The sequence below is a fragment of the Arthrobacter sp. KNU-44 genome (assembly GCF_051843155.1).
Lineage (GTDB): Bacteria > Actinomycetota > Actinomycetes > Actinomycetales > Micrococcaceae > Arthrobacter.
Genome location: NZ_JBPXNG010000001.1, coordinates 151,855 through 176,753 on the forward strand (window position 1 = coordinate 151,855; position 24,899 = coordinate 176,753).

Genomic DNA, 24,899 nt, shown 5'->3' on the forward strand with positions numbered 1-24,899 from the left:
AGGACACACCTGGGGGAGACGCAGGGCCGGCGGACAGCTGCTTCAGCCCAGCGACCTCGCGGCATGTTGGAACGCACCAAGGACGTGCACAAACCGATCGTTGGTCATGGGATCAGCAAGGGAGATGCGGACTCCGTCGCCGACATACGACCGGACAAGGACATCGGCGTCGGCGAAGGCTCGGATGAGTTTCTCTCGCGTTGGTTCAACGGTGCGCAGCCATATGAAGTTTGCCTGGCTCTTAGGGACGTCCAGCCCGAAGGAGCGGACATTCTCAATGATCCGCCGACGTTCGGCCACGACGAACTCGACACGGTCCCGGATTTCGCTTTGGGCGTCCAAGGACGCTATTGCCGCGCCTTGCGCAAGGGCGGTGACGCCGAAGGGTATCGCGACACGTCGTAGACCTTCGGCAAGGTGGGGTCGTACGATTGCGAATCCAACGCGAAGCCCGGCGAGACCATAGGCCTTGGAGAATGTCCTCAATATGCACACATTTGGAAAACGGCGATAGAGATCCGTGGCTGCAAAGCTGTCAGCTGCGGAGACGTATTCTACGTATGCTTCGTCAATCACAACGAGAACGTGCGCAGGCACTTGGACAAGGAATCTCTCAAGAGCTTCGTGGTTGATAGCGACGCCGGTCGGGTTGTTTGGCGTGCACAGGATCACAATTTTGGTTCGCGCTGTGATCGCAACCAACATCGCGTCGAGGTCATGGCTCTCGTCAGGAGCCAGAGGTACGGGAACCGGCACTGCTCCAGCGAGTCGCACAAGGATCGGGTACGCCTCGAAGGAGCGCCACGCGAAAACTATCTCGTCCCCCTGATCACAAAGGGCTTGGATTATTTGTTGCAAGACGCCGACGCTGCCGGGACCCACTGCAACCTCGTCAAGCGCCACCGAATTGTAGTCGGCGATTCGTTCCCGGAGTGCGGTTGCACTCATATCGGGATATCGGTTCATCCGCCCTGCAACGGACTGCACGATCCGGAGCACCGACGGTAGAGGATCATAGTGACTCTCATTCGCTGCTAGTGCAGCTGTCAGAGCGGTTTCTGCGGGGCGCCCCGGGACATAGCCAGGCAAATCCGATACTGCAGCTCGGAGTACCGGCGTTGTTGATCTATCAGACACTTATTCCTCCACTTGTTTCATTTGGCCCGTGCCCATGGGGCTATCCCCAGTGGTGGTCTTCTTTGGGGTTAACCACGCAGGGTGTCATGGGCTTCGGTTTTCTCAATCAGTAGCGATCAAAGAATCGGCCCTACTCGGGCCATACTTCACTGCCGTCGTTCATGGCTGTTTCAACAAGCCATGGTCCGAGATTCTGGTTGCCCATCGCACGTCGATGATGTGGCCTGAGTCTCTCCCCGCCATAGTGGCGGACGGAGCTTCTTCGCATTTGCATTCCTTACACGAGGGGGGCGATGCGTCCAATCTGTTCTCTTCTTGCGGCCAGCGTGATGCTTGCCATGCCAGCCGTAAACAAAGGCAGCCGAAAGATCAAGGCAGCCCGTGCTGGTGACAGTGGGTCGCGTTCCCGGCCGGGTTGAGCACTGGAATCGCTGGGCCGAGGGAGCATTGCAACCGCGGGGACTACCCAGACCCATCTAGAGACGGGCATAGACGGTCGGCCACGGTTCATTCGAGAAGGAGTGTAAAGACTGAATAAGCTATGTAACCGTATTATGCAGAACTATTCCTGTTCGTATCCATAGAATTACGAAAACCTGGAAAAATGCTCAAGAATCGGCTGATTTCCAAGACGATTTGTCATATGGCATCGCCACGAGCTCGAGAGGAAGGCAGAATGTCCCAGGTCGGCCAAGAGAACCCCACCCGCTGGAGTCCCTCTATGGTTTTCGTCAAGCGACTTTGGGCAGGACGGTGGTTCAGAAATGGAACAACCGGGACCGTGTCCAGCCGGCAACCGAGGCCCGCGCGCGCTTCGCGGCCGTCTGCGACACTCCGGGCAACAGCCCGTCTAAGACCAGCCACCCAGTAGCAGGCTCGACTTGAACGTGGTCCTGAACCGGGAGTGAAGACGCATATAGGAAGCTGACTTCGGTGCGGCACACGACGCAGCTCAAGTCCATGAAGCCGACCAAACGTCCTTCCATCATTTCGCCGTCCATAATCTCCAAGACCTCGACCTCTCGGCGCGAATCGTCCAAGAGCTGTCAACTCACGCTTGAACGAACCGGCGGTTCTCGGCGGCTACGCCTGGAAACGCTGGCGTCGGCTGAACCGCATTTGCCTTTGCCTGCTCGCAATTCAGCCGTCCAGATTCTCATGCTCCCCACGGACATCACGTTTCACGGCTAGCAGGGGCCCGTACGACCTTCAATACCAATCACAAAGTCTGGGTCGGGCACGTCTAGCGCCAGTTCCGCACCGATAATTCCTTCTCCACATATTGGCCTCGCCGCCGTGGCGAGGGCCTGAAAGACGCATCCCCCAGCCATCCGTCCACGCCCCCTCCTCAACTCGTCTCAAATTTGACAATACGTCTACGATTTATGCGGCTTTTCTGCTGATTATCCACTCTTTGTTTTACTTCTGGATACGAATAGCTCGCCCATTGATACTTGAACGACGTAGTGATTAAGACAAGGACGGACCAATGGCGATCTTCGCAGACCACATGGGCACGGCGGCGCCAACCCGAGATAAGCCCGGCGACAGAAGGAGCGACGAGCGAAGGCGGCTTCCATGGAGCCCTGAACTTTGCCCCCGTGTTTCTGCCCTGGTGGGATCCACCAAAGAAGGCCAGTTCCACTAGATCTTCCCCAAGCAGGCAGCATCAGACGCTTTTCTGGCACCGGAACGCCTTCTGGTGATGCTTGGTGGGGAACATTTTCCAAGGAGTAACTCCCATGAACAGTTTCACCGAAGACTTCAGGATCAACGACATCACGCTGACCGGACAGCCCATCCACCGGCAGAACGAGGTCCTCACTCCGGACGCGCTGCAATTCATCGCCCTGCTCCACAAAGCCACCGCCGACCGCCGGCTGGAACTAATGCAGGCCCGAACGGAACGCCGCGCCCAGATCTCCAAGGGCCAGGATCCGCGGTTCCTTCCGGAGACGGCGGACATCCGGAACGATCCGAACTGGCGCGTCGCTCCCCCGGCACCCGGCCTGGAGGACCGCCGCGTGGAGATCACCGGGCCGGTTGACCGGAAGATGACCATCAACGCGCTGAACTCCGGCGCCAAGGTGTGGCTGGCCGACATGGAAGATTCCTCCACCCCCACCTGGCGCAACGTCATCCAGGGCCAGCTGAATCTCACCGATGCGCTGGAACGCCGGATCGACTTCACGTCACCGGAAGGCAAGGAATACAAGCTCCGTGCCGCCGAGGAGCTGCCCACCATCGTGGTGCGTCCGCGCGGCTGGCACCTGCCGGAAAAGCACATGCTCATCGACGGGAAGCCCGTTGCCGGTGGCGTGGTCGACTTCGGGCTGTTCTTCTTCCACAACGCCCGCCGCCTGCTCGCACAGGGCAAGGGCCCGTACTTCTACCTGCCCAAGATCGAGAACCGCCTCGAGGCCCGCCTCTGGAACGACATCTTCATCCAGGCCCAGGACCTCCTCGGCATCCCGCAGGGCACCATCCGCGCCACGGTGCTGATCGAGACCATCACCGCGGCATTCGAAATGGAGGAGATCCTCTATGAGCTGCGCGATCACGCTTCGGGCCTGAACGCCGGCCGCTGGGACTACATCTTCTCCGTGATCAAGAACTTCCGCACCCGCGGCCCCCGCTTCGTGTTGCCGGACCGCGCCCAGGTCTCCATGACCCAGCCATTCATGCGCTCCTACACCGAGCAACTCGTCCGGGCGTGCCACCGCCGCGGCGCCATGGCGATCGGCGGCATGGCCGCTGCCGTCCCGAACCGCAAGGACGAGGCCGCCAACACGGCAGCGTTCGAGAAGGTCCGCGCTGACAAGACCCGCGAAGCCGGCGACGGTTTCGACGGTTCCTGGGTCGCGCACCCCGATCTGGTTCCGGTGTGCCGCGAAGTGTTCGACGGCGTACTCGGCGACCGTCCGAACCAACTGGACCGCTCACGCGAGGATGTCACCCCGGACGACCGTGCGCTGATCGACGTCGCCTCCACCGAGGGAACAATCACCGAGACCGGCATCCGGAACAACATCGAAGTGGGCATACGCTATATCGAGTCCTGGCTGCGCGGCAACGGCGCCGTGGCCATCCACAACCTCATGGAAGACGCGGCAACGGCGGAGATCTCCCGTTCACAGCTGTGGCAGTGGATCTACTCCCACGCCATCACCGACACCGGCGAGCTCATCACCCGTGAATGGGTCAACGACCTCCTGGACGAAGAGTTCGCCCGCCTGGAACGCTTCGACGACGACCGCTTCAATGACGCCCGGGACGTCTTCGAGGAGGTCACGCTCAGCATCGAGTTCCCGGCATTCCTGACACTGCCCGCCTACGACCGCTACCTGCACGAAGCCAGGGAATCCGCGCCAGCGGCGGTGTGGGTCCGGGGAGTGCCCATTGAAGGGTGACTCCACCGTGTGCGAAGGCTTTGATGCATGCCGACCGTTGCACTCGAAAGCTGCGACCGCCTGAACCAACCCTCAAAACGACACTGGACTTCAGGAGCGGTTGGTTTTCTCCGGGCGGGCCGACCCTGAGTTGGCTCAGTGGAAGCGCCACAATCTACTGAAGCGCTTTGATCCTGACCAGATCGGTCCGCATCCGGACCATATCGCACCTTCCGCTGCACCTCGACCTGCAAATACGCTCGAGTCATGAAAAAAGCACTGATCGTAATTGATGTCCAGGAATCCTTCCGTCAGCAACCCATTTGGGAGGCGGCTTCAAATCCCGACATCGTCGACCGCACCAATCGGCTCGTGTCGGCGTGCCGGGCCCAAGGCCACCTTGTGGTCTGGATACTTGACGGAGAGCCCGGAAGCGGCGGGCTCTTCGACCCCGACCGCGGATTCGTGCGGCTGATGGCTGGCCTTGAACCACTACCGGGGGAGCCCATCATCACGAAGACCTCGCATAACGCTTTTACCACTACCAATCTGCAGCAATTGCTCACGCAACGCGGTATAACCGACCTGCTCATCAGCGGCATCCGAACCGAGCAGTGCTGTGAAACGACAACGAGAGTCGGAGCCGACCTTGGTTATAAAATGACCTACGTCGTGGACGCCACGGCGACCACCCCCATCGAGCACCGAGACGCCCCTCCGGGTCGTAGCGTCGCGGAAATCCTCGCAGACCCTCTCACGTTGACAACAGAGGAGATAGTCCGCCGCACCGAATACGCATTGGCCGGGAGGTTCGCAACGATCTGCACGATCAACGAAGTGGCCGCCCAACCCGCTTCGATCAACTAGACATCCGCCAGCACCATGGCTGTCGTCACCTTCCTTCTAGTTCCGGATGTGCACCTGCTGGACCTGGCCGGTCCTGCGCAGGTATTTTCGACCGCGGCGGATCTCGGGTTTGATTACAAACTCGCCTATGTGGCCGAACAGGCGGAAGTCGTAACAGCCCAGGGACTTCCCCTGCGGGCAGCGACTTCATTCCCGGAGCTGACAACCGATGACTTGCTCGTTGTTCCTGGCTGGCGGGCCCCCACACTCGGTTTCCGCGGGCGGCTTGGAACTGCGATGCTCGAGGGCCTAAGAATTCATCATCAACGTGGTGGAACCGTAGTGAGCATATGCGCCGGAGTGGACGCTCTTGGATGGGCGGGGCTGCTGGACGGCAGGCGATGCACGACCCATCACGAACTGCAGGCTGAACTTGCGGTGCGTTACCCGAAAGCTTCGGTGATTCGAGATGTACTCTATGTCCACGACGGGGGGATCCTCACGTCCGCCGGAATTGCGAGTGGCATCGACCTGGCGCTGCATCTCATAGCAGTCAGGCATGGACCCGCCGCGGCCGCACGCATCGCCCGCCACATGGTCATCTATGCCAGGAGGAACGGACACGAGCAACAGGAGAGCGTGATGCTGCGCCACCGGGGTCACCTTGATGACGTCGTTCATCGGGTACAGGATCGCATCGATTCGGATTTTACAAAGCAACTTCAGCTTCGTGAATTAAGTCGGGTTGCCAAAGTAAGCGAGAGAACGCTGACGCGTACTTTCAAGATCGCGACCGGGCTAACACCCCTGCGGTACCAGCAGAGCCTGCGTCTTGAGCATGCCGAGCATCTGCTCAGCCATGGCACAACAATGGAGAACGCAGCCCGGGCCGTCGGTTTCGAGGACGCTCGCGCTCTACGTCGGCTCCGCTCCGTCCGGAATTGAACCGACTCCCGCCCAGTGGATAAATCTTCGCCCGGAACCATCTGGTCCCCCCCCGGCCAGGTTCCATTCTTGTTTCGGAGATTCTACCTCCGGGACGAATGAGGTCTTGACACGGATTTTTTGCTGACCACGATTGCCGTTTTGGCTATTAACGCGTTCCGCATGCCGGATTTCCTGCGATTTCCAGGCTGCCAAACGCATCTTGATCAAGCCCGCTACCCATTGCAGAGTGCGGGCCTGGGTCGTGCTGAGACCTGTCCTGAAGGATGCTCGGATCTCGTGATCGGATCTCTACGACCATCACTGAAAGCAGGGCACCCGGCCCGCCCCTGTTCATCCGCGAGTGCCCCTTAAGTAGACCCCCGCCGGCGGCGGCGCCTGTTCCCGCCCTATGCGCCAAGGTGACCTGGCTTCGCGACTCCGGCGCTCCCGCCATGCGGGTGGTCTTGATTTAGACCGGGCCTGAATCAGGTCGACTTCCTCAAGGCCATGACCTCTTCGAGGACGTCGGCCGTGAACTTGGAATTCACCTCAGGCGAGATTTCGGTGCCGATAGTCGATTCGAGAGACTTCGCGGCGCGACCAACGCCCGTTCAAGGATTTTTGGCGACGGATATCAGTTTGCCCGGATGGGCGTGGTCGACTCTGTTCTCAAAAAATCGCCCACTAGCCGTGTGCGACCGAGAGAAGACCAAGTCCAGCTTGGAGGTCGAGCCCGAAATGTACCGCAACAAGATATGGCATTAGCGAAGGCCGCCTCTTGAGCGCCCACGAGAGGAGCACGGCGAAGGGTAGGAACATGAGGCCGCGCCAGAGCAGGTAGGTGTTATCAAGGACCAACGGAAGGGCAACGTGCTGCAGGGCATGAAAGGATGCGGGAACAAAGGTCACGAGCCATGCGTGCCTCGTGACCATCGCGAGTTGCGGCTGGCTGTAACCGTAGTAAACGGGCAGCTCGGTGAGTGCCTGGCTGAGCGGGAAGACGAGCAACGCGGCCACCGCCGCCCATAACGGGAGAGGGCGGACGAGGATGCTGTAGCCGCCTTGTGCGCTTCCGTACAACCAGAGCGATAGTGTGATGCTCGTCGCGGCGGCGAGTGCGGCGCCGCCAAGAGCAACCGGCGCGGTGCATGCCAGGTCTCTTTTCCACGATTCGCGGACGGGCCGATAGAAGCCACGAAGGCCAGTGCCGAAGCGTACGGTCCTGCTGCGAAGTAGAACGAAGCTGACGGCGTTTGCTGCAGTGGCGGTGAGCGGCCACCACGCGGCTGAGCTGGTCCACGACTGGCGGTCACCGGCGAGGTAAAGCAGAATCGCCACAACGGACTGGAAGCCAGCAAAGAGCAGGACCCGCGACATGAGCATCGCGTAGATGCCCAACCGTCGGTCGGCCGAAATGTTCACCCGCTTTGGGGCGCGAGGAGACGTGGAAACGAGATCGCGTTGCATGGTTCTGCCTTCTTTTCCGAATCAATCAATACGCTGGCCCTGCACACACCCGGGGCGTCAGTGGCTGAGGGGTCCCGCGATCGGCCGTCGTCGCCATGACACGACGAGCACCCATGCGATGAGCAAAATCAACGACACGGCAGCTTCCTGCATCACCTCCGGAATGAGGGCAATGAACCCGATGCCTGTGGCCAGGAGCGATAGTGCCGCTAAGGCGCCGATTGCGATCGTTGCCCGGCCGCTGCGGAACCGCACTGCCGCGACCGTGACGACAAGTATCGTCAGGCCCAAGAGGGCCATCTTGAGTCCGTCCATCCGATCGAGAACCGGGACTTGCCCAGTCAGATCTGAAGCAGCCCACCTGTCGATGGTTAGCATCGTGACAAGGTAGTGCGCACACTGGGCCAGCGAGACAGCTACAGCGGCCCCACCGATCGTGCCGAGGGCCACCCGGGTGCGAAAGTTGCCGGGTTTGAGGCGCCGATAGAGCGCTGCGAAGACAAACAGCAGTGCCACTCCGGCGGCACCGTGGATAAGTAGTTCCTGGAGCATCCAGACAAGGGTGTCGGAAGGTGAGAGCCTCGGTGCAGCGTGCGCTCCCAAAGATCCAAGGTCCGGTACTGGCAGGAGGAGGCCGATAAGCCAGGAAAGGGCGAAGGTGGTTCCGGCAACGGCCGCGGTCCGTCCGCGCAGGAATCCGGTGGCGGTTCCCTTCAATTTCGGCGATGTCTCGTCCGTCGGCTGGGCTGCCGGGCTGATCGATGGAGTGTTCATTGCGGTTGTCTTTCTGTCGGGGCGCGGGTTCGGCCCGAGGGGGAGGATCATCTAACGCCTGTAAATATACACATGTTTATTTACCGTGTACAGTGATCTTATGAAAGAGCCTGGAATCAGAAGAAGAAATCCCCGGGGGGCGGGCGCCAACCTTCGAGCTGAGATCGTCAACGCAGCTAACGCACTGTTGGAGGAAACGGGCAGCGAGGACGCTGTCACCTTGCGCGCGATCGCACGCAAGGCACGGATCACCGCGCCGTCGATATACGCCCACTTTGCCGACCGGGAAGCAATTCTCTTGGAAGTGATCCGAGAGGCCTTCGATGAGCTGACCGCCAGTCTCGTCGAAGGGATGAACGCCCACACCAATGCGCTTGATCGCTTGCGCGCCCTGTGCTCCAGTTACGTGGACTTCGCGCTGCAGCACCCCCAGCGCTACCGCGTGCTATTCGAGCGCAACGGAACACGAAGGACCGCGACTATGACCCAAACACGGCCGGTCGACCAACTGAAAGGCGCTGAGGCTTTTCATCAACTCACGACCGCGTTGAATTCCTGCGTCCGGGAGGGCTACTCAACTAGCGCCGAGCCCGACAAGGATGCTGTCGCACTCTGGGCAGGTATCCACGGCTACGTAGCCCTGCAAGCCAGCCTCCCGGCGTTCCCTTGGCCGAAGGAACTCCTGCCGGCGATTGTTGATCGACTCGCTCAGCTCAAGCCGGCACCGTCGAACCCCGACGAACGGCAAAGTGGCAGCTCGCTTCGCCCACGGAAATCCCTTTCGAGCTGCGCGACCACGCCTCGGGCCTGAACGCCGGTCGCGGGTCCGCCATCTTCCACACCACTTGACGGGATCTGACCGAATCAACCGGAAGGCATCTGGACGTGATGCCGGCGCCTCGTTGCGAATCCGCGCCAGGTGCCGGCGGATAGATGCTCGATCTTGACTAGTGATCCCGATAGGGAGGAATTCGGCCGTTCGCAGATTTAGGGAGTCGACAGTTGAGTTGCCCGGGTATAGCATCATTTCATGTTGTGAAATTGATTTTGCAAACCGATATCGCCCCTTTCAGAGCGCCCTGCGTGCCGGAAACTTCGACGGTCGCGGTGAGCCGGGCTGGTCAACGATCGAACATTCGATCGTTGATCGTGCGTCCACGAGAGTTCACGATCCAGACGGCTAATTGCTGCAAAGAAATGCGAAGACTGCCATTCAACGTTCACCGCCCACCTCGAAGGACCCCGAGAGAACACATGGACATGACGAGCCTGTCCGACATCCTGAGGAAGGAGCGGACACTGCTGGAGGCACTCACTCTTCAACTGGCGGTTGAGCGGATGTGTCTCTGGGCCGAAAACGCGTCGGCGGCGGCGTCCGTGACGGCTGACATCGGGCAGCTTCTTCAACAGTTGCGGATCAACGGTCTTGAACGCGACATGGAACTGTCAGCCCTGGACGGATCAGCTGCAGTTGACAGGCAAGAGGATCTGGTCACCGACGCTCAGGACCCGGACTTCATCGTGTTCTTCGTTGAACACGCAGCAGAAATGAGGGAACGGGTCCTTGGGATCGAAAATCTCTTGGATTCCAGTGACCTCCCGGACCGTAGACTCCGGGTGCCCCTGATCGGCTTTCTGGGCCGGACGCAAGTTCGCCTTCCTCCTTCGCGGTCTTCAACCGAATTGAAGACCGCGACGGCTCATGTCGACCACATCTGGAACGGCCGGTACAGGCCACGACGGCAGTCCGGACCCGGACGCCCGCCTCGGGGGAACGGCACGGATGGGCCGACCCTGCGGGAGACCCCGATCGTAGCGAATACTGCTGGGGGAGGCTCCCACTGATGGCTAAATGGGATACGGTCACGCACCCTGCGCCGGTCAACACCGGAACCCGATCCGCAACGGCCGCCCGGAGCGGGCCGGCGGACTGGTGGGCCCTTCTTTGCGCGTCCGGAAGCGTTGCGCTGTTCTGGGCGTTTGCGGCGCAGACCGTCCTCATTGTCGCCTTGGTAATCGCGACGCCGGTGTGGGGGCTCACCCCACCGGTCTATGCAGGGCTGCAAGCCTTCGTGGCGCTCACGGCTGTCGTGACATTGATCGTAGGCCTTCGTGGCTTAGGGCGGGCAGCCCGGCAACGGTGCAATGAACAAGCCGATGCACGCAAAACCGCCCAATTAATGGACACGGTCCTAGCAACTAGCCATGAGTGGTTGTGGGCAGTGGACGCCGCTGGCCGGTTCACTTATTCAAACAACGTCAGCGCGACATTGTTTGGGTATGAGCCCGGTGAGCTGGTTGGCCAACCCTGTGGTCTGGTCATGGATACCCGTTCCCTTGTGGACGCCCGGCGCACGCTGAGTGCGGACCGTGGCCCGGGGCGAATCCAGACGGGCTTGGTCGTGCGCTGCCGGCACCGCAACGGGGATCCTGTGTGGATGGAGGTTTCCGGGAGAGTCAGGGAAAATTCTGACGTCCGGGGCGCGGGCTATGAGGGAACGAGCCGGCGTCTCGGACCTCACGACCTTTGGCGTCTGGACCGGGATCGGAGGAGGAAACGCATTGAGTCCATCCTGGCCTCCGATTCCTTGATGACTGCCCTCCAGCCTATTCACCTGACCACTGGTGGGGCACTCATCGGGGTGGAGGCTCTGGCCCGATTCCCCGACAACCTCGGGGGCCCGGCGGCTGTGTTCGGCGACGCCGATGCAATCGGTCTGGGCGTGGAGCTCGAACTAGCCGCGCTCCACTCGGCCCTCAATGCAGTTCGGACAGTGCCTGGCCATCTGTACATATCTGTCAATCTCTCTCCCGTCACGTGCGTGGACCCGCGTGCCGTGGAACTGTTTCGGAGATCCCCCGTTCCTCTTAGGCGGCTCGTTCTGGAACTGACCGAACAAACCGCAGTGTCCGAATACGAACCCTTGATCACAGCACTGGCCCCGCTGCGGGCCGACGGCCTGCGGATAGCCGTGGACGACGCGGGCGCGGGTTTCGCTTCCATGCGCCACATACTGAAATCAGACCCGAAATCATCAAGCTGGACCGGAGCCTCATCTCAGGCATTCACAACGACTCCGGACAACGCGCCCTCGCGGCAACGATGGTCGAATTCGCCGCCCAGATCGGTGCCGCCATCATCGCCGAGGGCATCGAACACCAGGCCGAACTCGACGCCGTGGCCGGACTTGGCATCGCCGCCGCCCAAGGCTACGCACTCGGGCCACCAACCACTGACCAAGACACTTGGGTCTCCTGGCACCGACAATTTCCCGCAGTGAATGGAATCCGTGGTCCCAGGGTGCGCCCTGCCGGCCAACCATCAAGTCAGGGATTAGCCCCATAGCACCGGCGAAACACGGAGGCATCTACGCGGCCTCGCTCGCGTAGATGCTCACACTATGAGGCCCCTATTCGCCATAAGCTCGATGATTTCGACTGCTAGCACGGCCCCTTCTCGATGCAGCGAATTTGGAGCTTAGGATCTTTGTCGCCGAACCCTGCCAGCGGAATCCAGACCACCGCTTAGCACAACCGGCGGGTTGGTATCAGTGGTCAGTCGTGGAGACCGTACGCGGGATACTGCTCGCTTCGCTGATGAACAGCCGGGCGAAGAGTCTGACGAGGAGCGCTGAACACCGGAGAGGTAGTTGACCCGGTCCAGTGAGACTTAACCGGCATTACTCGAGATTGGAAAGATATTGATGGCATTTGATGCGGTTTGCTCCATCGGAGTCGGCAGCGGCGGGACCGGTCTTGGCCGGCATCCCGAACACGGCTGTGGGCCCAAGTCCGAACGGCAGCCCGTATGAAGACTGAACAGCCCGGCCTAGGGGCCCCCGCCCTGACCGGGGCGCAAAAAGTTGCCGTTGTTATCATGCAGATGAATCCGGCCAGCGGCGCCTCGGTGATGGCACAGTTCACCGAGGCCGAGGCCGAGGAGATCGCGGCGGAGATTGTGCGGCTTCGCAAGGTCTCCTCCTCAGTGGCGGATAAAGTAATCATCGAATTCCATGAATACGTCGCGAGCGGCCGACGCACCGCCCGGGGCGGTCGGGACATCGCCGCCGGACTTTTGGAAGCCTCTTTCGGTGCGGACAAAGCCGCCGGCTTAATGGATCGGCTGGCTTCCACTATGGCGGGGAAGTCTTTCGAGTTCCTGGAACTGATGGCTCCGGACCAACTACGGGAGCTGATCGACGGCGAGCTGCCTCAAACCGTTGCGCTGATTCTCACGCATCTGCGGCCCGGCAAGGCCTCCGCCGTCATGGCCGCTCTCGATGACGAACTGGCGTGCGAAGTAGCCCGCTGCATCGGCACGATGGGTCCCGTAGCCCCCGAGGTCGTGGGCATCGTAGCTGAGGTCCTGAAGCAGCGTTCCGGCACTGTAATCTCGCAGGGTAAGTCCACGGATAATGTAGGCGGCATCCAGCCGCTCGTGGACATCATCACCCGGGCAGACGCCAGGACCGAACGCACGGTATTGGACGGGCTGGAAACCCTGGAACCGGAACTGGCGGGCGAAGTCCGCGCCAGGATGCTGACCTTCATGGACATCGTGAAACTGGAACGGCGGGACATTCAGCAGACCCTGCGCCGTGTTAGCCCGGAGTTGCTGGCCATCGCGATGAAAGGGGCGCCTGCCGTCATTCTCGACGCGGTCCGCAGTAACATATCCGCCCGCAACCAGGAAATGCTGGAATTTGAGATGGCCCACTCCGGTCCCGTGCGGGCCTCCCAGGTGGAGGAAGCCCGATCGGAAATCGTGCGTTCCATCCGCGAAGGCACGGCCAACGGCACCATGGTCGTACGACGCGCGCATGAAGACGACTATGTTAACTGACTGTGTGTTTGCTGACGCCGGCTGAGGGCTGCCGGGAGCTGCAGTGGACCTCGTTGGGGTAGCGGCATCCAGCACCGAGTGCCAAAGAGCTCCAGGTCGCCGAGGCGACCTGGTACCGGTGGCTGAACCAGTACGGGACCGAGAAGAACGCCGTGGCGTCCATACGGACCAGCCCACGGTGAGTCGGCGTCTGCGCCGCCCGGTGAGCGGCCAGTACGTTCCTGTAAAAGTTTGCTATCCCGGCCTGAATTGCCGGCTGGATGTAAAATTTGTTAGATCGTGGCGGGGTTAGCCCCAGGTTCCGCCCCCTGGCATACAATCCCGCAGTATGCGGCCGATGTAGTGGAGGACCAGTTGATGAATAAGGCGACGAGAGCTGAAAAGTCTGCCCTGGGAACAGGAGCGGGGCGCTCCTTGGGGGTATCTGTGGCGGAGCTGACGCGGTCTCAATTTGGCAACTTCAGCCCAAGTGAAACCAAGGTCGCGAGGGCCCTTTTGGCGGCTTATCCGGCGGCAGGTTTGGAGACTGTGTCCGACCTCGCGTCGCGAGCCAAGGTTAGCGCACCCACTGTCTTGCGTTTTACGTCCGCTCTGGGTTTTGAGGGCTATGCGGCCTTCCAGAAGGCGCTGGTGCGTGAGGTCCATGAAGAAATGGGATCGCCACTGCGCCGGCTTGATGATCCTGGTTCGGGCACTCGCGCGCCGCGGATAAGTTCGGACTTCACGGCGGTTTTTGTGGACGGTTTGGTTAGGACGTTTGAGGCATTGCCTGAGGCGGAGTTGAAGACTGCGGTGAACCTTCTAGGAGACATGCGTCTGCGGGTTCGTCTCATGGGGGGACGGTTCAGCCGCGTGCTGGCCGCGTACCTCAACACCCATCTTGTGCTGATGCGCCCTGATGTTCAGCTCATCCCCTCCGGTGGCCACGAGAGGATGTCAGCGTTACTGGATCTGGGGCGGCGGGACGTTCTGGTGGTCTTTGACTTTCGGCGCTACGACCGGGAGGTCATCGAATTTGCCAATATGGCCAGCGCTTCCGGGTCCCACGTTGTCCTGTTCACCGATCCATGGATGTCGCCGGCCGCGGACGTTGCCGAAGCTGTCATTACTGCACGAGTGGAAGCTCCGAGTCCTTTCGATTCGTACGTTCCGGCCTTGGCTGTAGTCGAGCAGCTTGTGGCCGCCCTTGCCGATCATATTGGAACTCCGGCGCGTAACCGTCTGACGGAAATCGAATCCATGCAGACTGGTCACCATCGCGCATGAGCTCACGGGCCAGACATCACCCAACAGCTTGCCGACGTTGGCACCTCGAGACAGTTCAACCATTGACAGTCCGCCGGGTTTGCGGATCACTCACTGTGCCGGCCTGGTCCGGTGGGCCTCGCTTGATGCCTTTCCCGACGCGGGCTTCGGGGCAGCTTGGGCTACGAAGGCCTTACCTGCCCAGTTCAATCGCACCTCGCGCATGACGTTATTGTTACAAATTGTGCCTTGACTCTCTTCCTGTAATGAATTTTACTAAATATAGATAAGGCGACGTGATCCAAGCCACTACGCGTCAGCCCCATTAGATCAATTGCCGGGAGCTTCTCATGACGTATCCAGAAATCTTCGTTGCCACCTGTGACCTTTCAGGAAAGGTAAGGGGCCGGGGAGCGCCGTCGGAAGCCTACGACTCTGTGCTGCGTTCGGGCCTGGGCTGGGTGCCAGCTAATCTGGGCATCACCGCCTTTGGTGACATCGCCCCCAAGAGTGCCTTTGGTTCAACCGGTGATCTGCGTTTGAAAGCTGACAAGTTCTCCGAAATTACCGTTCCGGCCGATGGCGAGACCCCCGGTATGAAGCTGTTCCTCGCCGACCTGGCCAACCCCGATGGCAGCGACTGGGCATGCTGCCCGCGTACCTTTCTGCGGAAGGCCCTGAGCGATTTTACCGAAGCAACTGGACTGCGGATTATCGCCAGCTTTGAGCATGAATTCGTCCTCAACGGACTGCCGAACTCGGATTCCTTCTCGCTGCGTCGGCACCGTGACGCTGAACCCTTTGGCTCCGATCTCATTCGCATGCTCACCGACTGCGGCCTGGCACCGGAGAACTGGTTGCCCGAGTACGGGCCCGGCCAGTTCGAAATCACTCTGGAGCCGAGTGAAGCCCTTATCGCTGCGGATCGGGCCGTTCTGCTTCGCGAATTGGTTCGGGACCTAGCCATTCGCCGCGGCCTAGAAGCGTCCTTCGCCCCCCTCCAGGACCCTGACGGGACGGGAACCGGAGTCCACGTCCACATCAGCCTTGTCGATGACCAAGGCAGGCCGGTGCTGTTTGACGAATCACGGCCAGGAAGGCTCTCCGAAATCGGAGCCAAGTTCAGCAGCGGAGTCCTGCGCCACGCGCACGCACTGACAGCATGGACCGCACCGAGCCCCGTTTCGTTCCAACGGTTGGCTCCGCACAGGTGGAGCGCCGGCGGGGTCTTCCTCGCGGAACGAAACCGGGAGGCATTGCTGCGGATTTGCCCGACCAGTTCCATGGGAGGCTCCGCTCCGGAGCGCCAGTTCAACCTCGAGTACCGTGCCGCCGATGCGACAGCGAACCCCTGGTTGACTCTCGGGGTCCTGATTCGAGCAGGACTTGCGGGAATCAACGGGGGGAGCGACTATCCTCTGCCCGAAGTGTTCAGCGAGGAATCTACCGAAGCGGACCTGGCCGACGTTCCTGAACTTCCCGGCTCGTTGGAACAGGCCCTGGTTTACCTGGAACAGGATCATGTGGTGGCGTCCTGGTTCGATCAGGACCTCCTGGCAACGCACCTGGCCGTCAAGCGCCGCGAAGCCGAGCTGACAGCTTCACTGACTGATCTAGAAAAAGTCCGGAAGGTTGCCGGTGTCTACTAACCACGAAACATTACTAAGCCGTTCCATCCGTGACGTACTGCTCGTTGATCACCACGTTCACGGCGCCCTGAAGAACGATGTTTCCCAGGGCGAGTTTGAGACGCTGATCACCGAATCGGATCGGGAAATCCCAGCCTGGATGTCGCAGTTCGATTCACAGGTCGGCTTTGCCATCCGCCGCTGGTGCGCTCCAGTGCTGGACCTGCCCGAATACGCCACCGCTCGGGAGTACATGCAGAAACGTCTGACTCTGGGCACGGTGGAGGTGAACCGTCGTTTACTGTCGGGTTCAGGCATCGGACATTTCCTGGTGGAGACCGGATACCGGGGAGACGAAATCCTCAACCCTGAAGAGATGGGGCGCAGCGCTGGCAGGCTGGCAAGTGAAGTTGTCCGTCTGGAAGCGGTCGCAGAATCTCTGGCGGCTTCTGGGGGCAATGCGAAGGACTTTCCCGATCAATACGTTCAGGCTCTGGCCCGGTCAACAGAACACGCCGTCGGCGTCAAGAGCATCATTGCTTACCGATGGGGATTCGACTTCGAACCGGCCAGGCCAGCCAATGACGAGGTCGTCAAAGCGGCTGGACAATGGCTCGAAGGAGTCGCCGCCGGAGGCCCACTCAAGGTGGAAGACCCCGTTCTTCTTCGCTTCTTCCTGTGGGCCGGCGTGGACCGCGGATTGCCCATCCAGCTACATACGGGCTACGGCGACCCCGACCTGCGCTTGGACCGATGCGACCCATTGCTGCTGACTCCCTGGATCAAACTCATCGAACCCAGCGCTGTCGACATCATGCTCCTGCACTGCTACCCCTACCATCGGCAAGCAGGCTACCTAGCCCAGGTCTTCCCTCACGTCTATTTCGACGTCGGACTCGGTGTGAACTACGCAGGCGTGCAGTCCGAACAAATCATCGCTGAATCACTCGAATTGACGCCGTTCTCCAAGCTCCTCTTCTCATCTGACGCTTGGGGCCCTGTCGAACTGCACTACCTCGGAGCCACGTTGTGGCGCAAGGGTATGACCAAGGTGCTGCAACGCTGGGTCGAAGCGGGAGACTGGTCAGAAAACGACGCCGTACGCGTCGTGAACATGGTTGCTTCCGAAAACGCAACAAGGGTCTACCACCTTAATAGGAGACACGGATGAACGAGCTTCTGGAGGATCTCCGGACCCGCGTCGACCAAGAGCTTGAGGATGCCTACCGGCTCCGGGAAGATCTCCACCGGTTCCCCCACATTTCCGGCGCTGAGGGACAGACATGCCAAAGGATCATTGACGCATTGCCCATCGACGCCGTGGTTGTTCCCACAGCCGGGACAGGGGCCTTGGTACGGGTCGGCGGCCCAGGACCGGCCGTGGCACTCAGGGCCGAGCTCGATGCCCTGCCAACGGCGGAGACCACCGGGCTGGCGTGGGCCTCTGTAAACCCAGGCGTGATGCATGCCTGTGGTCACGACGTTCACATGGCCGCGGCGGTGGCTCTCGCGCGCGCAGTTTCGGGAACCCCCGGCGCGGTCCCCCTATTGCTTGTCCTGCAACCTCGGGAGGAAACATACCCATCCGGCGCGAAGGACATCTGCGTGGACAAAAACCTGGACAACGAAGAAGTAATCGCGGTAATCGGAGCGCACCTTCAACCGCTCCTTCCGCGAGCCACCGTGGCCTGCACCGTAGGTTCAGTGAACGCCTCATCCGATGAGTTCACAATCACCCTCAACGGCCAGGGCGGCCACGCCGCCTATCCGCACCTGACCGTAGACCCCGTCCTCACCTTGTCCCACGTCGTGGTGGCCCTCCAAAGCATCATCAGCAGGACCACTGACCCCATGGAATCAGCTGTACTGTCCGTCACGACACTAAGCGCCGGCTCTGCCCCCAACGTTGTCCCGGGAACCGCAACAGCGCGTGGAACAGTCAGGGCCATGAGCGTGCACGTGCGGCAACACATTTTGCTCAGGCTGCAGGAGGTCGCAGAAAACGTCGCTGCCGCTCATGGCTGCAGCGCACAAGTGCAAATCACCCGCGGAGAGCCAGTACTGGAGAACGATGAGAAGATCGCTCTCCCCGCCCGGCCCCTTCTGGAATCCCTGGGGCTTAGGATCAACAGCACTCTCAGGTCGGCGGGCTCTGATGATTTCGCATACTTCTGCGAGAAGTACCCCTCGCTGATGATGTTCGTCGGTACGGACGATCAAAATGAAAGGCTCCATTCAAGCAGTTTTGCCCCGGACAGCACCCATGTCCGCGACGTCGCCTACGCAATGCTCAGCGGCTATGCTGCCGCAGCTGCCCTCAGTGCGACACAGCCACTCACACACAGGGGAAACGGTGTAGTCATCCGGGCTTAGCCCAGACCGGTATCCAAACTCGGATGCCTTCAGTGCTCAGGCAAGAAAACTGAATCGCTTCCCAGTTCAGACCATCCCACCTATAGGGATGGTCGCATACCGGCCGAGCCCGTTCGGTGGTCCAGGATCTCCGGTACCTCCCAACCCATCCACACTCTGTTAGCCAGTCCTATCGCCTGCGGGAGCTCAGCACCTGCTGCCGCAAACATTTCGGGCACCTACGTTCGTGGGCCAGCCTGGCCAACTTGCCAATCAACCAGGAGTAATCAATGCGGGACTCTTCGAATCAGACACCAAATAGAACAAAACCCAAGCTTCCACTTTGGGCCGCCTTGGCTTTATCGCTGGCAACAGTTGGACCCACGCTCGCGATGTCCGGAAACGGGCAAGGGCTTATCGGCGTCGTAGGTAAATCCGTACCCCTTGTGTTCGTTATCGGCCTGGTCGCAGTGTTCCTCGTCGCTTACGGCTTCGTGCGCCTGACACGCCACCTGAATCACGCCGGTTCCGCGTATGCGCTGGTGGGCGGAACCGTCGGACCGCGCGCTGGGTTCTTCGCAGGCTTTGCCATGCTGGGGGCCTATCTGGGGTTCTCTATCGGCACGCTTTCACTGACTGCAGCGTTCGTGAATTCCCTTCTGGCCCAATTGCAGGGCGCTACCAGGGACCCCTTTCAGATTCCGTGGCCCGTACTCCTCATCGTGGGTGCTGTGCTCTCCTTCGGACTCGCCGGCCGCGAAGCTGCTCTGATCGCCAAGATTCTTCTGATTATTGAAGGCGTGGGAATCGTAGCGATGGTCATCCTCGTTGCAGTGATTTTTGCCAAGGGCGGAGCACCGACGACAGGAATGGATTTCTCGGTCCTGAGCTTCGACGGCGTGAAAGCCGACCAAGTGATGGCTGGCGTAGTGGCCGCGTTCCTGTCCTGGGCAGGGTTTGAAGCCAGCGCCTCCCTTGGCGAAGAAACGGACAACCCCAAGCACAACATACCTCGCGCTCTCGCTGGAACGCTCATCATCACCGGCGTGCTGTTTGTCGTTGTCATGCTGGCCCAAACCATCGGTTTTGGAACTGACGAAGCCGGCCTCACCCGGATGCAGACCTCAAGTAACACCCTGGGTGACCTCGGGCACGACTACATCGGCACCGTGTTCAGCCTAATCATCATTTTCACCGGAATCTGCGCTGCCTTCGGATGCCACGTGGCCACCTCGGCCACGGCCGGGCGCATGATCTACGCCTTCGCACGGGATGGATTTGGTCCTGCTGCGCTCAGCGTACTGGATCAGAAGAATCAGGTACCTCGCCGTGCGACAATCCTCGTCGTCGTCCTCGCCTTGGTTGCAGGCCTTATCAGCAGCTTCACGGGGTGGCCGGTCATGGGCACAAACAACCCTCCCATCGACATGTACTTCCTCTTCGCTGTTGCTGGTGCCGTATGCCTGATGGTCGCCTACTTCATGGTCGAGATCTCTGCGATGTGGTTCACCGGGAACCGACGCTTCGACGTGATCCACGGAGGCCGGGGCAGGTTCCTGGGAGTGGCCCTTCCGGCAGCAGGCGCTGTCGTGATCGCTGTCGTGCTGTGGTTCAATGTCAAGGACGCGGATGCGCCAGACGCTGCCCCCCTTCTCGGCCTGTATTGGTGTGCCATTGGCCTTGTCCTGGCATTCGCAGCTTCCCGGATCGCCGTGAAAGTCGGCATCGCCCTGACGAAGGAGCTGAATCTCGCTCCGGCACAGCAAATCGAGCGCCAGGACATGGACCAGGTCTTGCAATGACAAGCCTGTACGAGAGAGACGAACGCACCATCGCCGGCATTGAAAGACTGTGCTTCTTTCCGGTCGAAGTCGTCGAAGGACGCGGATCCAGCCTTTTTTGAACCCTCCGGCTGGGAACTGCTTGACCTATCAGCATCCGGATGAAGGCACGGTCACCGCACACCCCCACGCAGTCGGTCTGGCCGAGAATTTCCGGGCACTGGTTCTAGGCACGGGAGACCGACGCGTCTATCTCGGAAACTCAGGGTCGGACGCCCGCGACGTTGCCCTGCGGGCAGGCCGACGCAAAGTATTGGCCTGCGAGGGCAGCTACCACGGGGGCATCGGGACCGCGATGGCGGTATCAGCTATCCGCGTCGCCTCCGGCCAGCAGAAGGATGACGGTGTGGTCTTTCTTCCGTACCGATTCCACTACGGCTGATAACGGGGACATCGCCTCCGCGGTGGAATTGATCATCGGTCAAGTGAGAAGCCACCTCGAGACCGGCAGCATCGTCTGCCTCATCTTGGAGCCCATTCTGTCGGATGGTGGGCTTGTCATCCCAGCGTCCGGCTTCCTTTCAAACCTGCATGCTCTTTGCCGTGAGTTTGCCGTCTCTCTCATCTGCGCGAAGTCAAAGTCGGTCTCGCCCACCACGGTGCCCTCCATGCCTTCGCCTTGGGAGGATGTTGGGCAACAGATCTGAACGCGGGCGCCGCCGGGCTGGAGAATGGAATATTTGAAAACCGTGCGGACAAGGCGCGGGTTGAAGAGCTGGTCGGCGAAGCGCGGAAATTCCGCGCCACCCTGACCTAACGACATATATGACTATGCAGGTTCCAGGTGAGGAAAAGCACCGGTGTCACCTTCCGCGGAGAGCTGGTGTTGGCAGAGAGCAATATCGCGTACGGGGATCTACTGAGCACCGCCCCGGCAGCGGCGGCGGCCGGCGCGAAGGTTCTCTCAGACATGGCCCGGGACCGGTTCGCCATGGTCGTCAAGGGGAACTCGGCGACCTTGTGACGGACGTTGATGTCGCCGCCGAGAGAGCTATCCGCGAAGTGATCTCGGCGGCGCGCCCTCTCGACGCGATTCACGGGGAGCTCGGAGCTACCTGCCCCGCCATCAGAGACGACGGTGTGCGCTGGTCGGTTGATCCGTTGGATGGCACAACAAACTACACGAGAAGGATCCCCTATTACTGCACTTCTGTGGCCGCCTTTTCATAGGTCACCGACGAATGGGTTGTCGGCGTGATCGTTGCTCAGGTGGTTTGGCCCCCGTTAGCAGTCAAGCTGTTCCGGGTCCGGGGACCTAACCACCGGCCCTGCGTAAAACGTACTTCGCCGCCAGGCGGCGGATCCTGGATGCGCTGCGATGGGGCATCAGACGTTTGAAACCGTCCCCGCCGAAGAACATCAGACTACTCGGGACCGGCTTCGCTTATTCGAGCCGGATCCGGGACCAACAGTACGCTGAGCTGCCCTCAATGATGTTCGGGCTACACAGATCTTCGGCGGTTTGGCTCCGCAGCCCTTGAAATGTGCAGTGTCGCACAGGGGGCCATCGATGTATTTTTCGAATCAGATCTCAGCGAGCACGACTGGGCGGCTGCAGGACTCATTGCTGAAGAAGCAGGGCTATCGGTCGTGCGACCCCAGAAAGTTGGCGGAGTAGTCGCAGTCTCCCATCCGGCCTGGTAAACCATAGACTTCAACGCTCGCCGGTAGACAGCCGGCGAACGGTCTGACTATGAGCGCTGCAAGAAGTGGACCATTTATCGTTAAGAGGTCACACGTTCGGTTTTTGTTGGCCACGCCAGTCCCATGTGTCTTTGTGGCTGTGGCTTGGATTTGCATTTCAAGTCAACGGAGCATGGGGCTGTATTCGCTGACCTCCCAGCTGGCGAGGACCTTTGTGGTCAACCGTGCTCCCATCCGCCGGTAGAAGCGTTGCGCTGCTTCGTTGTCCAGGCGAACTCCCCAAGTAATGGTCAGTCCCTCGCGCTCAGCGACTGCTGCAATTCCTTTCATGAGCAGTTCCCCCGCTCCTTGCCCTCGTGCATCCGCCCGAACGTAGAGATCATCCAGCGCGAGGACATCCTGTCCGCTCCACAGGTGCGGACGCCGCACTACGGAGACGTAACCGGCAACCCCCTCTGCACGTTCTGCCAGTAAGACTAGAACATCTTCTCTAGCGAGAAGTGTCTTCCATTGTTCCGTCGTCACCTTCACGTATTCCAATGAGTGTTCGAGAGAGGCCAGTTCCTGTAGGAGCGTCTGGACTATCCGGGCGTCATCCGGACACGCGGGGCGCAACCGGAAGGACTCGTTTTTCATATGGGTACCTCCATGTCGTTTGGTTTCTGAGGTGTGTTTGTCTCGCCGCCTACAGCCCGGTCGGCGGATGGCGGTGAGACGCCACGCTGGTGATTCGGGACCACAGGCCGCCCCTCGGGCGTGAGATTCTGACGCCGGTCCGGGGAATGAGGTGAGGTTTGTCCAGGGGATGACATGCGCCCCACCGAATTCGGGAGTCTTCCGGGTAGGACATCGAGAATTATTTGAGAACGCGTCGTACCGCGTGTTGGTTGATGACCGGTCCGGCGGGTCCCGTCCGGTCCCCAGGTTCCGCTTCCCCCGCAAGATGTCCAGTCGGTTCCAGCGCCGGCATGGTTGGCCAATGCTGTGTAGAGGCTGTTGTCCATGGCTCGTGAGCCGAGGTGCAGATCGAGCCGGCGTTCTTGCCCGTGGGTGTAGAGTGCGGCCAGGGCGTACACGTGCGCGTTCGTGGCGGCCGCTTCAGCGGCATGGGTGGGGTGGGCGGCGTCCAGGCAGATGGCGAGTGCAACTGTCCAGTCGTTCACTCCGATCAGTAGGGCGCCGTTTCCGGCGGTGAAATATTCGTGTTCCTTGTCATGGAGGTGGGTCTTGAATGCGTGCCGGTCACGGCTGCTGCCCGGATCCAGGACGATCGAGGCGAGCCGCCCCGTGCCGTCGCGATCCCGCAGGGCGCCTCCGACGACGATGACGGCGCCGGTTAGTCTGGCGGCCGATCGCAGTGGTTCAAGCCTGTCATCCGTTTGTGTCACCCAGCTTTCGGGTTCGTCCAGAAGTTGCAGGTCGTATCCGGTGAGAGAGAGCTCGGGAAACAGGATCAGCCGGGCGCCTTGCCGCCCAGCCTCAGTCGCCAGCTCCGCGTGGCTGGCTACGTTGGCTACCACTCCTCCGGGTACGGCCTGATACTGCACAATTGCGATGGGAAGCTCGCTGCATGGTAATTGAGGACGGTCTGCGGGTATGGGCATGAGTTGGGGAATCCTTCGGAGAGCCAGTGGTTAAGGGTAGCGCGCAGGTTCACCCGGAATTACGTCGAAGCGTCAATTTGCGGCAGGTATGACGGTGGCGCGCGGTCATGATTGTTAGTCGACCGAACACGCTTGCTGCGGTTTGCTTGTTGTTGCGGGTGTTGGCTGGTGCTCGGCGAGGGGAGAGGGAAAGCCGGCTGGGAGGCGCGTCTGTTCTAGGGGGTTGTGGGTGCGTGGGTGTCGAGGTCGTGAGGGTTCGCGGACGGTTTGGATGCACGGGGGCCTTTTTTGGCGAGCTGGTAGGTGACGATCCAGGCGAGGAGAACGGTCATGAGGATGACTGTGGGCAGGATGTAGGGGCTGGTGCCCATGGCCTGGGCGCTGCCTTCGCCGGCGAGCATCATGGGTAGATTGGTGAGGTTGAGGACGACGAGGCCGGTGAGCAGTTTCCAGGTGCCTTTGTAGTAGGCCCAGCAGGCGATGCAGAGGGCGGTTTCAACGGCGAAATCGAGCCAGGGGTTTGCTGCGAGGTTCAGTCCCAAGGTGGGGTTGTCCAGCCAGGGCACGAGGCGGATGTTGGGTTCGTGCTGGATGATGTCCAGGATGATGTGGCTGGCTGTGGTGAGGCCGAAGACGGTGGCGAGGGCGGGTTTGTGGAAGCCCCAGCGCAGGAGTGCCCAGAGCAGGACGCCCAGGCCCAGGCCGATGAGAACGGAGTGGGAGTACGGCAGGTATTCAAGATGCAGGGTGCCGGAAGCGTCGACTTCGGAATGCTCGATGCCGGCGTAGCTGAGGCCTATCCAAAGGAGTTCGGTGGCTTGGGCGGAGACCATGAGCCCAAGCAGCGAGGCTGCCGGGACCCGGCGTTTGCCCGCGAGGGCGATGGCGGTGTGTGCTGCTGCGTACATGGTAAATCCTTTGACGGGTCGGGGAACGGTTGCTTTGTGGCCCCCAACGGCCTGGATGGGGGGCCTTCGTCCTTTCGGGGACGGGGCCGTTGAGGACCACGTAATGAGTTTTCCAAGGTTGGCGCTGCCTCGCATCGGCTCTTTGCCCTGCCTCTTGGTGGCGGTTGCGACGAGGGATCACCGGCGGAATGACGTATGTCGCGGCCTGCCTCGGTGCCGGATCCGTGGATCGTGCGTCATTCGGCAGAGTGAGGACCGGCTGATCCTCCGATGTGGGCCGTCTGTGGATAGCGT

The 24,899-nt window shown here is 60.7% G+C and carries 20 protein-coding genes and 2 pseudogenes; 16 read left to right on the forward strand and 6 right to left on the reverse strand.

The window, feature by feature from the left end; translation table 11 throughout:
* Nucleotides 1–42: 42 nt before the first annotated feature.
* Nucleotides 43–1,137 carry a histidinol-phosphate transaminase gene (gene hisC, locus ACSVHC_RS00645; RefSeq protein WP_439180337.1) on the reverse strand — a complete coding sequence of 365 codons (1,095 nt, stop codon included), beginning with the start codon at nt 1,135–1,137 and terminating at the stop codon, nt 43–45.
* Between the two features lie 1,742 nt (nt 1,138–2,879).
* On the opposite strand from hisC, the gene aceB reads away from it, so the two are divergent.
* The 3 genes from aceB (at nt 2,880) to ACSVHC_RS00660 (ending at nt 6,317) form a co-directional block, all read left to right on the forward strand.
* Nucleotides 2,880–4,547, forward strand: a complete 1,668-nt coding sequence (gene aceB, locus ACSVHC_RS00650) for a malate synthase A (protein ID WP_439180338.1) — start codon at nt 2,880–2,882, stop codon at nt 4,545–4,547.
* A 246-nt stretch (nt 4,548–4,793) separates the two neighbouring features.
* Entirely contained in the window at nt 4,794–5,393 is a 600-nt protein-coding gene (locus ACSVHC_RS00655; protein WP_439180339.1) for a cysteine hydrolase family protein, read from the forward strand.
* Between the two features lie 15 nt (nt 5,394–5,408).
* Nucleotides 5,409–6,317, forward strand: coding sequence for a GlxA family transcriptional regulator (locus tag ACSVHC_RS00660; RefSeq protein ID WP_439180340.1), 909 nt, complete (start codon nt 5,409–5,411; stop codon nt 6,315–6,317).
* Nucleotides 6,318–6,983: 666 nt separating this feature from the next.
* On the opposite strand, the gene ACSVHC_RS00665 is transcribed toward ACSVHC_RS00660, so the two are convergent.
* Nucleotides 6,984–7,766: a hypothetical protein gene (locus tag ACSVHC_RS00665; RefSeq protein WP_439180341.1), complete on the reverse strand. Its 783-nt coding sequence runs from the start codon at nt 7,764–7,766 to the stop codon at nt 6,984–6,986.
* A gap of 57 nt (nt 7,767–7,823) precedes the next feature.
* The gene (locus tag ACSVHC_RS00670) at nt 7,824–8,540 is read right to left on the reverse strand and encodes a hypothetical protein (RefSeq protein WP_439180342.1); all 717 of its coding nucleotides are present in this window, start codon (nt 8,538–8,540) and stop codon (nt 7,824–7,826) included.
* A 100-nt stretch (nt 8,541–8,640) separates the two neighbouring features.
* On the opposite strand from ACSVHC_RS00670, the gene ACSVHC_RS00675 reads away from it, so the two are divergent.
* The 13 genes and pseudogenes from ACSVHC_RS00675 to ACSVHC_RS00735 all read left to right on the forward strand — a co-directional run.
* Nucleotides 8,641–9,351: a TetR/AcrR family transcriptional regulator gene (locus ACSVHC_RS00675; RefSeq protein ID WP_439180344.1), complete on the forward strand. Its 711-nt coding sequence runs from the start codon at nt 8,641–8,643 to the stop codon at nt 9,349–9,351.
* Between the two features lie 443 nt (nt 9,352–9,794).
* Nucleotides 9,795–10,385, forward strand: coding sequence for a hypothetical protein (locus ACSVHC_RS00680; protein WP_439180345.1), 591 nt, complete (start codon nt 9,795–9,797; stop codon nt 10,383–10,385).
* 335 nt (nt 10,386–10,720) lie between these two features.
* Nucleotides 10,721–11,886, forward strand: a pseudogene (locus ACSVHC_RS00685) (sensor domain-containing phosphodiesterase).
* A gap of 462 nt (nt 11,887–12,348) precedes the next feature.
* Nucleotides 12,349–13,383 carry a flagellar motor switch protein FliG gene (gene fliG / locus ACSVHC_RS00690; protein WP_439180346.1) on the forward strand — a complete coding sequence of 345 codons (1,035 nt, stop codon included), beginning with the start codon at nt 12,349–12,351 and terminating at the stop codon, nt 13,381–13,383.
* 426 nt (nt 13,384–13,809) lie between these two features.
* Nucleotides 13,810–14,649 carry a MurR/RpiR family transcriptional regulator gene (locus tag ACSVHC_RS00695; protein WP_439180347.1) on the forward strand — a complete coding sequence of 280 codons (840 nt, stop codon included), beginning with the start codon at nt 13,810–13,812 and terminating at the stop codon, nt 14,647–14,649.
* A 329-nt stretch (nt 14,650–14,978) separates the two neighbouring features.
* A complete protein-coding gene (locus ACSVHC_RS00700; RefSeq protein WP_439180348.1) occupies nt 14,979–16,277 on the forward strand; it encodes a type I glutamate--ammonia ligase in 1,299 nt (432 codons plus the stop codon).
* Entirely contained in the window at nt 16,267–17,427 is a 1,161-nt protein-coding gene (locus ACSVHC_RS00705; RefSeq protein WP_439180349.1) for an amidohydrolase family protein, read from the forward strand. Before ACSVHC_RS00700 ends, ACSVHC_RS00705 begins: the two co-directional genes overlap by 11 nt.
* Nucleotides 17,424–18,629, forward strand: coding sequence for a M20 metallopeptidase family protein (locus ACSVHC_RS00710; RefSeq protein ID WP_439180350.1), 1,206 nt, complete (start codon nt 17,424–17,426; stop codon nt 18,627–18,629). The genes ACSVHC_RS00705 and ACSVHC_RS00710 overlap by 4 nt, the downstream gene beginning before the upstream one ends.
* 269 nt (nt 18,630–18,898) lie before the next feature.
* The gene (locus ACSVHC_RS00715; protein WP_439180351.1) at nt 18,899–20,410 is read left to right on the forward strand and encodes an APC family permease; all 1,512 of its coding nucleotides are present in this window, start codon (nt 18,899–18,901) and stop codon (nt 20,408–20,410) included.
* Between the two features lie 121 nt (nt 20,411–20,531).
* Complete coding sequence (locus ACSVHC_RS00720; RefSeq protein ID WP_439180352.1) at nt 20,532–20,831, forward strand: hypothetical protein; 300 nt, start codon at nt 20,532–20,534, stop codon at nt 20,829–20,831.
* 402 nt (nt 20,832–21,233) lie between these two features.
* A complete protein-coding gene (locus tag ACSVHC_RS00725; RefSeq protein ID WP_439180353.1) occupies nt 21,234–21,413 on the forward strand; it encodes a hypothetical protein in 180 nt (59 codons plus the stop codon).
* Between the two features lie 38 nt (nt 21,414–21,451).
* Nucleotides 21,452–21,619 (forward strand): inositol monophosphatase family protein, encoded by a 168-nt coding sequence (locus ACSVHC_RS00730; RefSeq protein WP_439180389.1) that lies wholly within the window; start codon nt 21,452–21,454, stop codon nt 21,617–21,619.
* 291 nt (nt 21,620–21,910) lie between these two features.
* A pseudogene (locus ACSVHC_RS00735) lies at nt 21,911–22,093 on the forward strand (inositol monophosphatase family protein); the annotation flags it as partial.
* Nucleotides 22,094–22,255: 162 nt separating this feature from the next.
* On the opposite strand, the gene ACSVHC_RS00740 reads toward ACSVHC_RS00735, so the two are convergent.
* From ACSVHC_RS00740 to ACSVHC_RS00750, 3 genes are all read right to left on the reverse strand, one after another.
* Nucleotides 22,256–22,729 carry a GNAT family N-acetyltransferase gene (locus ACSVHC_RS00740; RefSeq protein WP_439180355.1) on the reverse strand — a complete coding sequence of 158 codons (474 nt, stop codon included), beginning with the start codon at nt 22,727–22,729 and terminating at the stop codon, nt 22,256–22,258.
* Nucleotides 22,726–23,697: a carbon-nitrogen hydrolase family protein gene (locus tag ACSVHC_RS00745; RefSeq protein ID WP_439180356.1), complete on the reverse strand. Its 972-nt coding sequence runs from the start codon at nt 23,695–23,697 to the stop codon at nt 22,726–22,728. Before ACSVHC_RS00745 ends, ACSVHC_RS00740 begins: the two co-directional genes overlap by 4 nt.
* A gap of 215 nt (nt 23,698–23,912) precedes the next feature.
* Nucleotides 23,913–24,605, reverse strand: coding sequence for a hypothetical protein (locus ACSVHC_RS00750; protein ID WP_439180315.1), 693 nt, complete (start codon nt 24,603–24,605; stop codon nt 23,913–23,915).
* Nucleotides 24,606–24,899 lie beyond the last annotated feature (294 nt).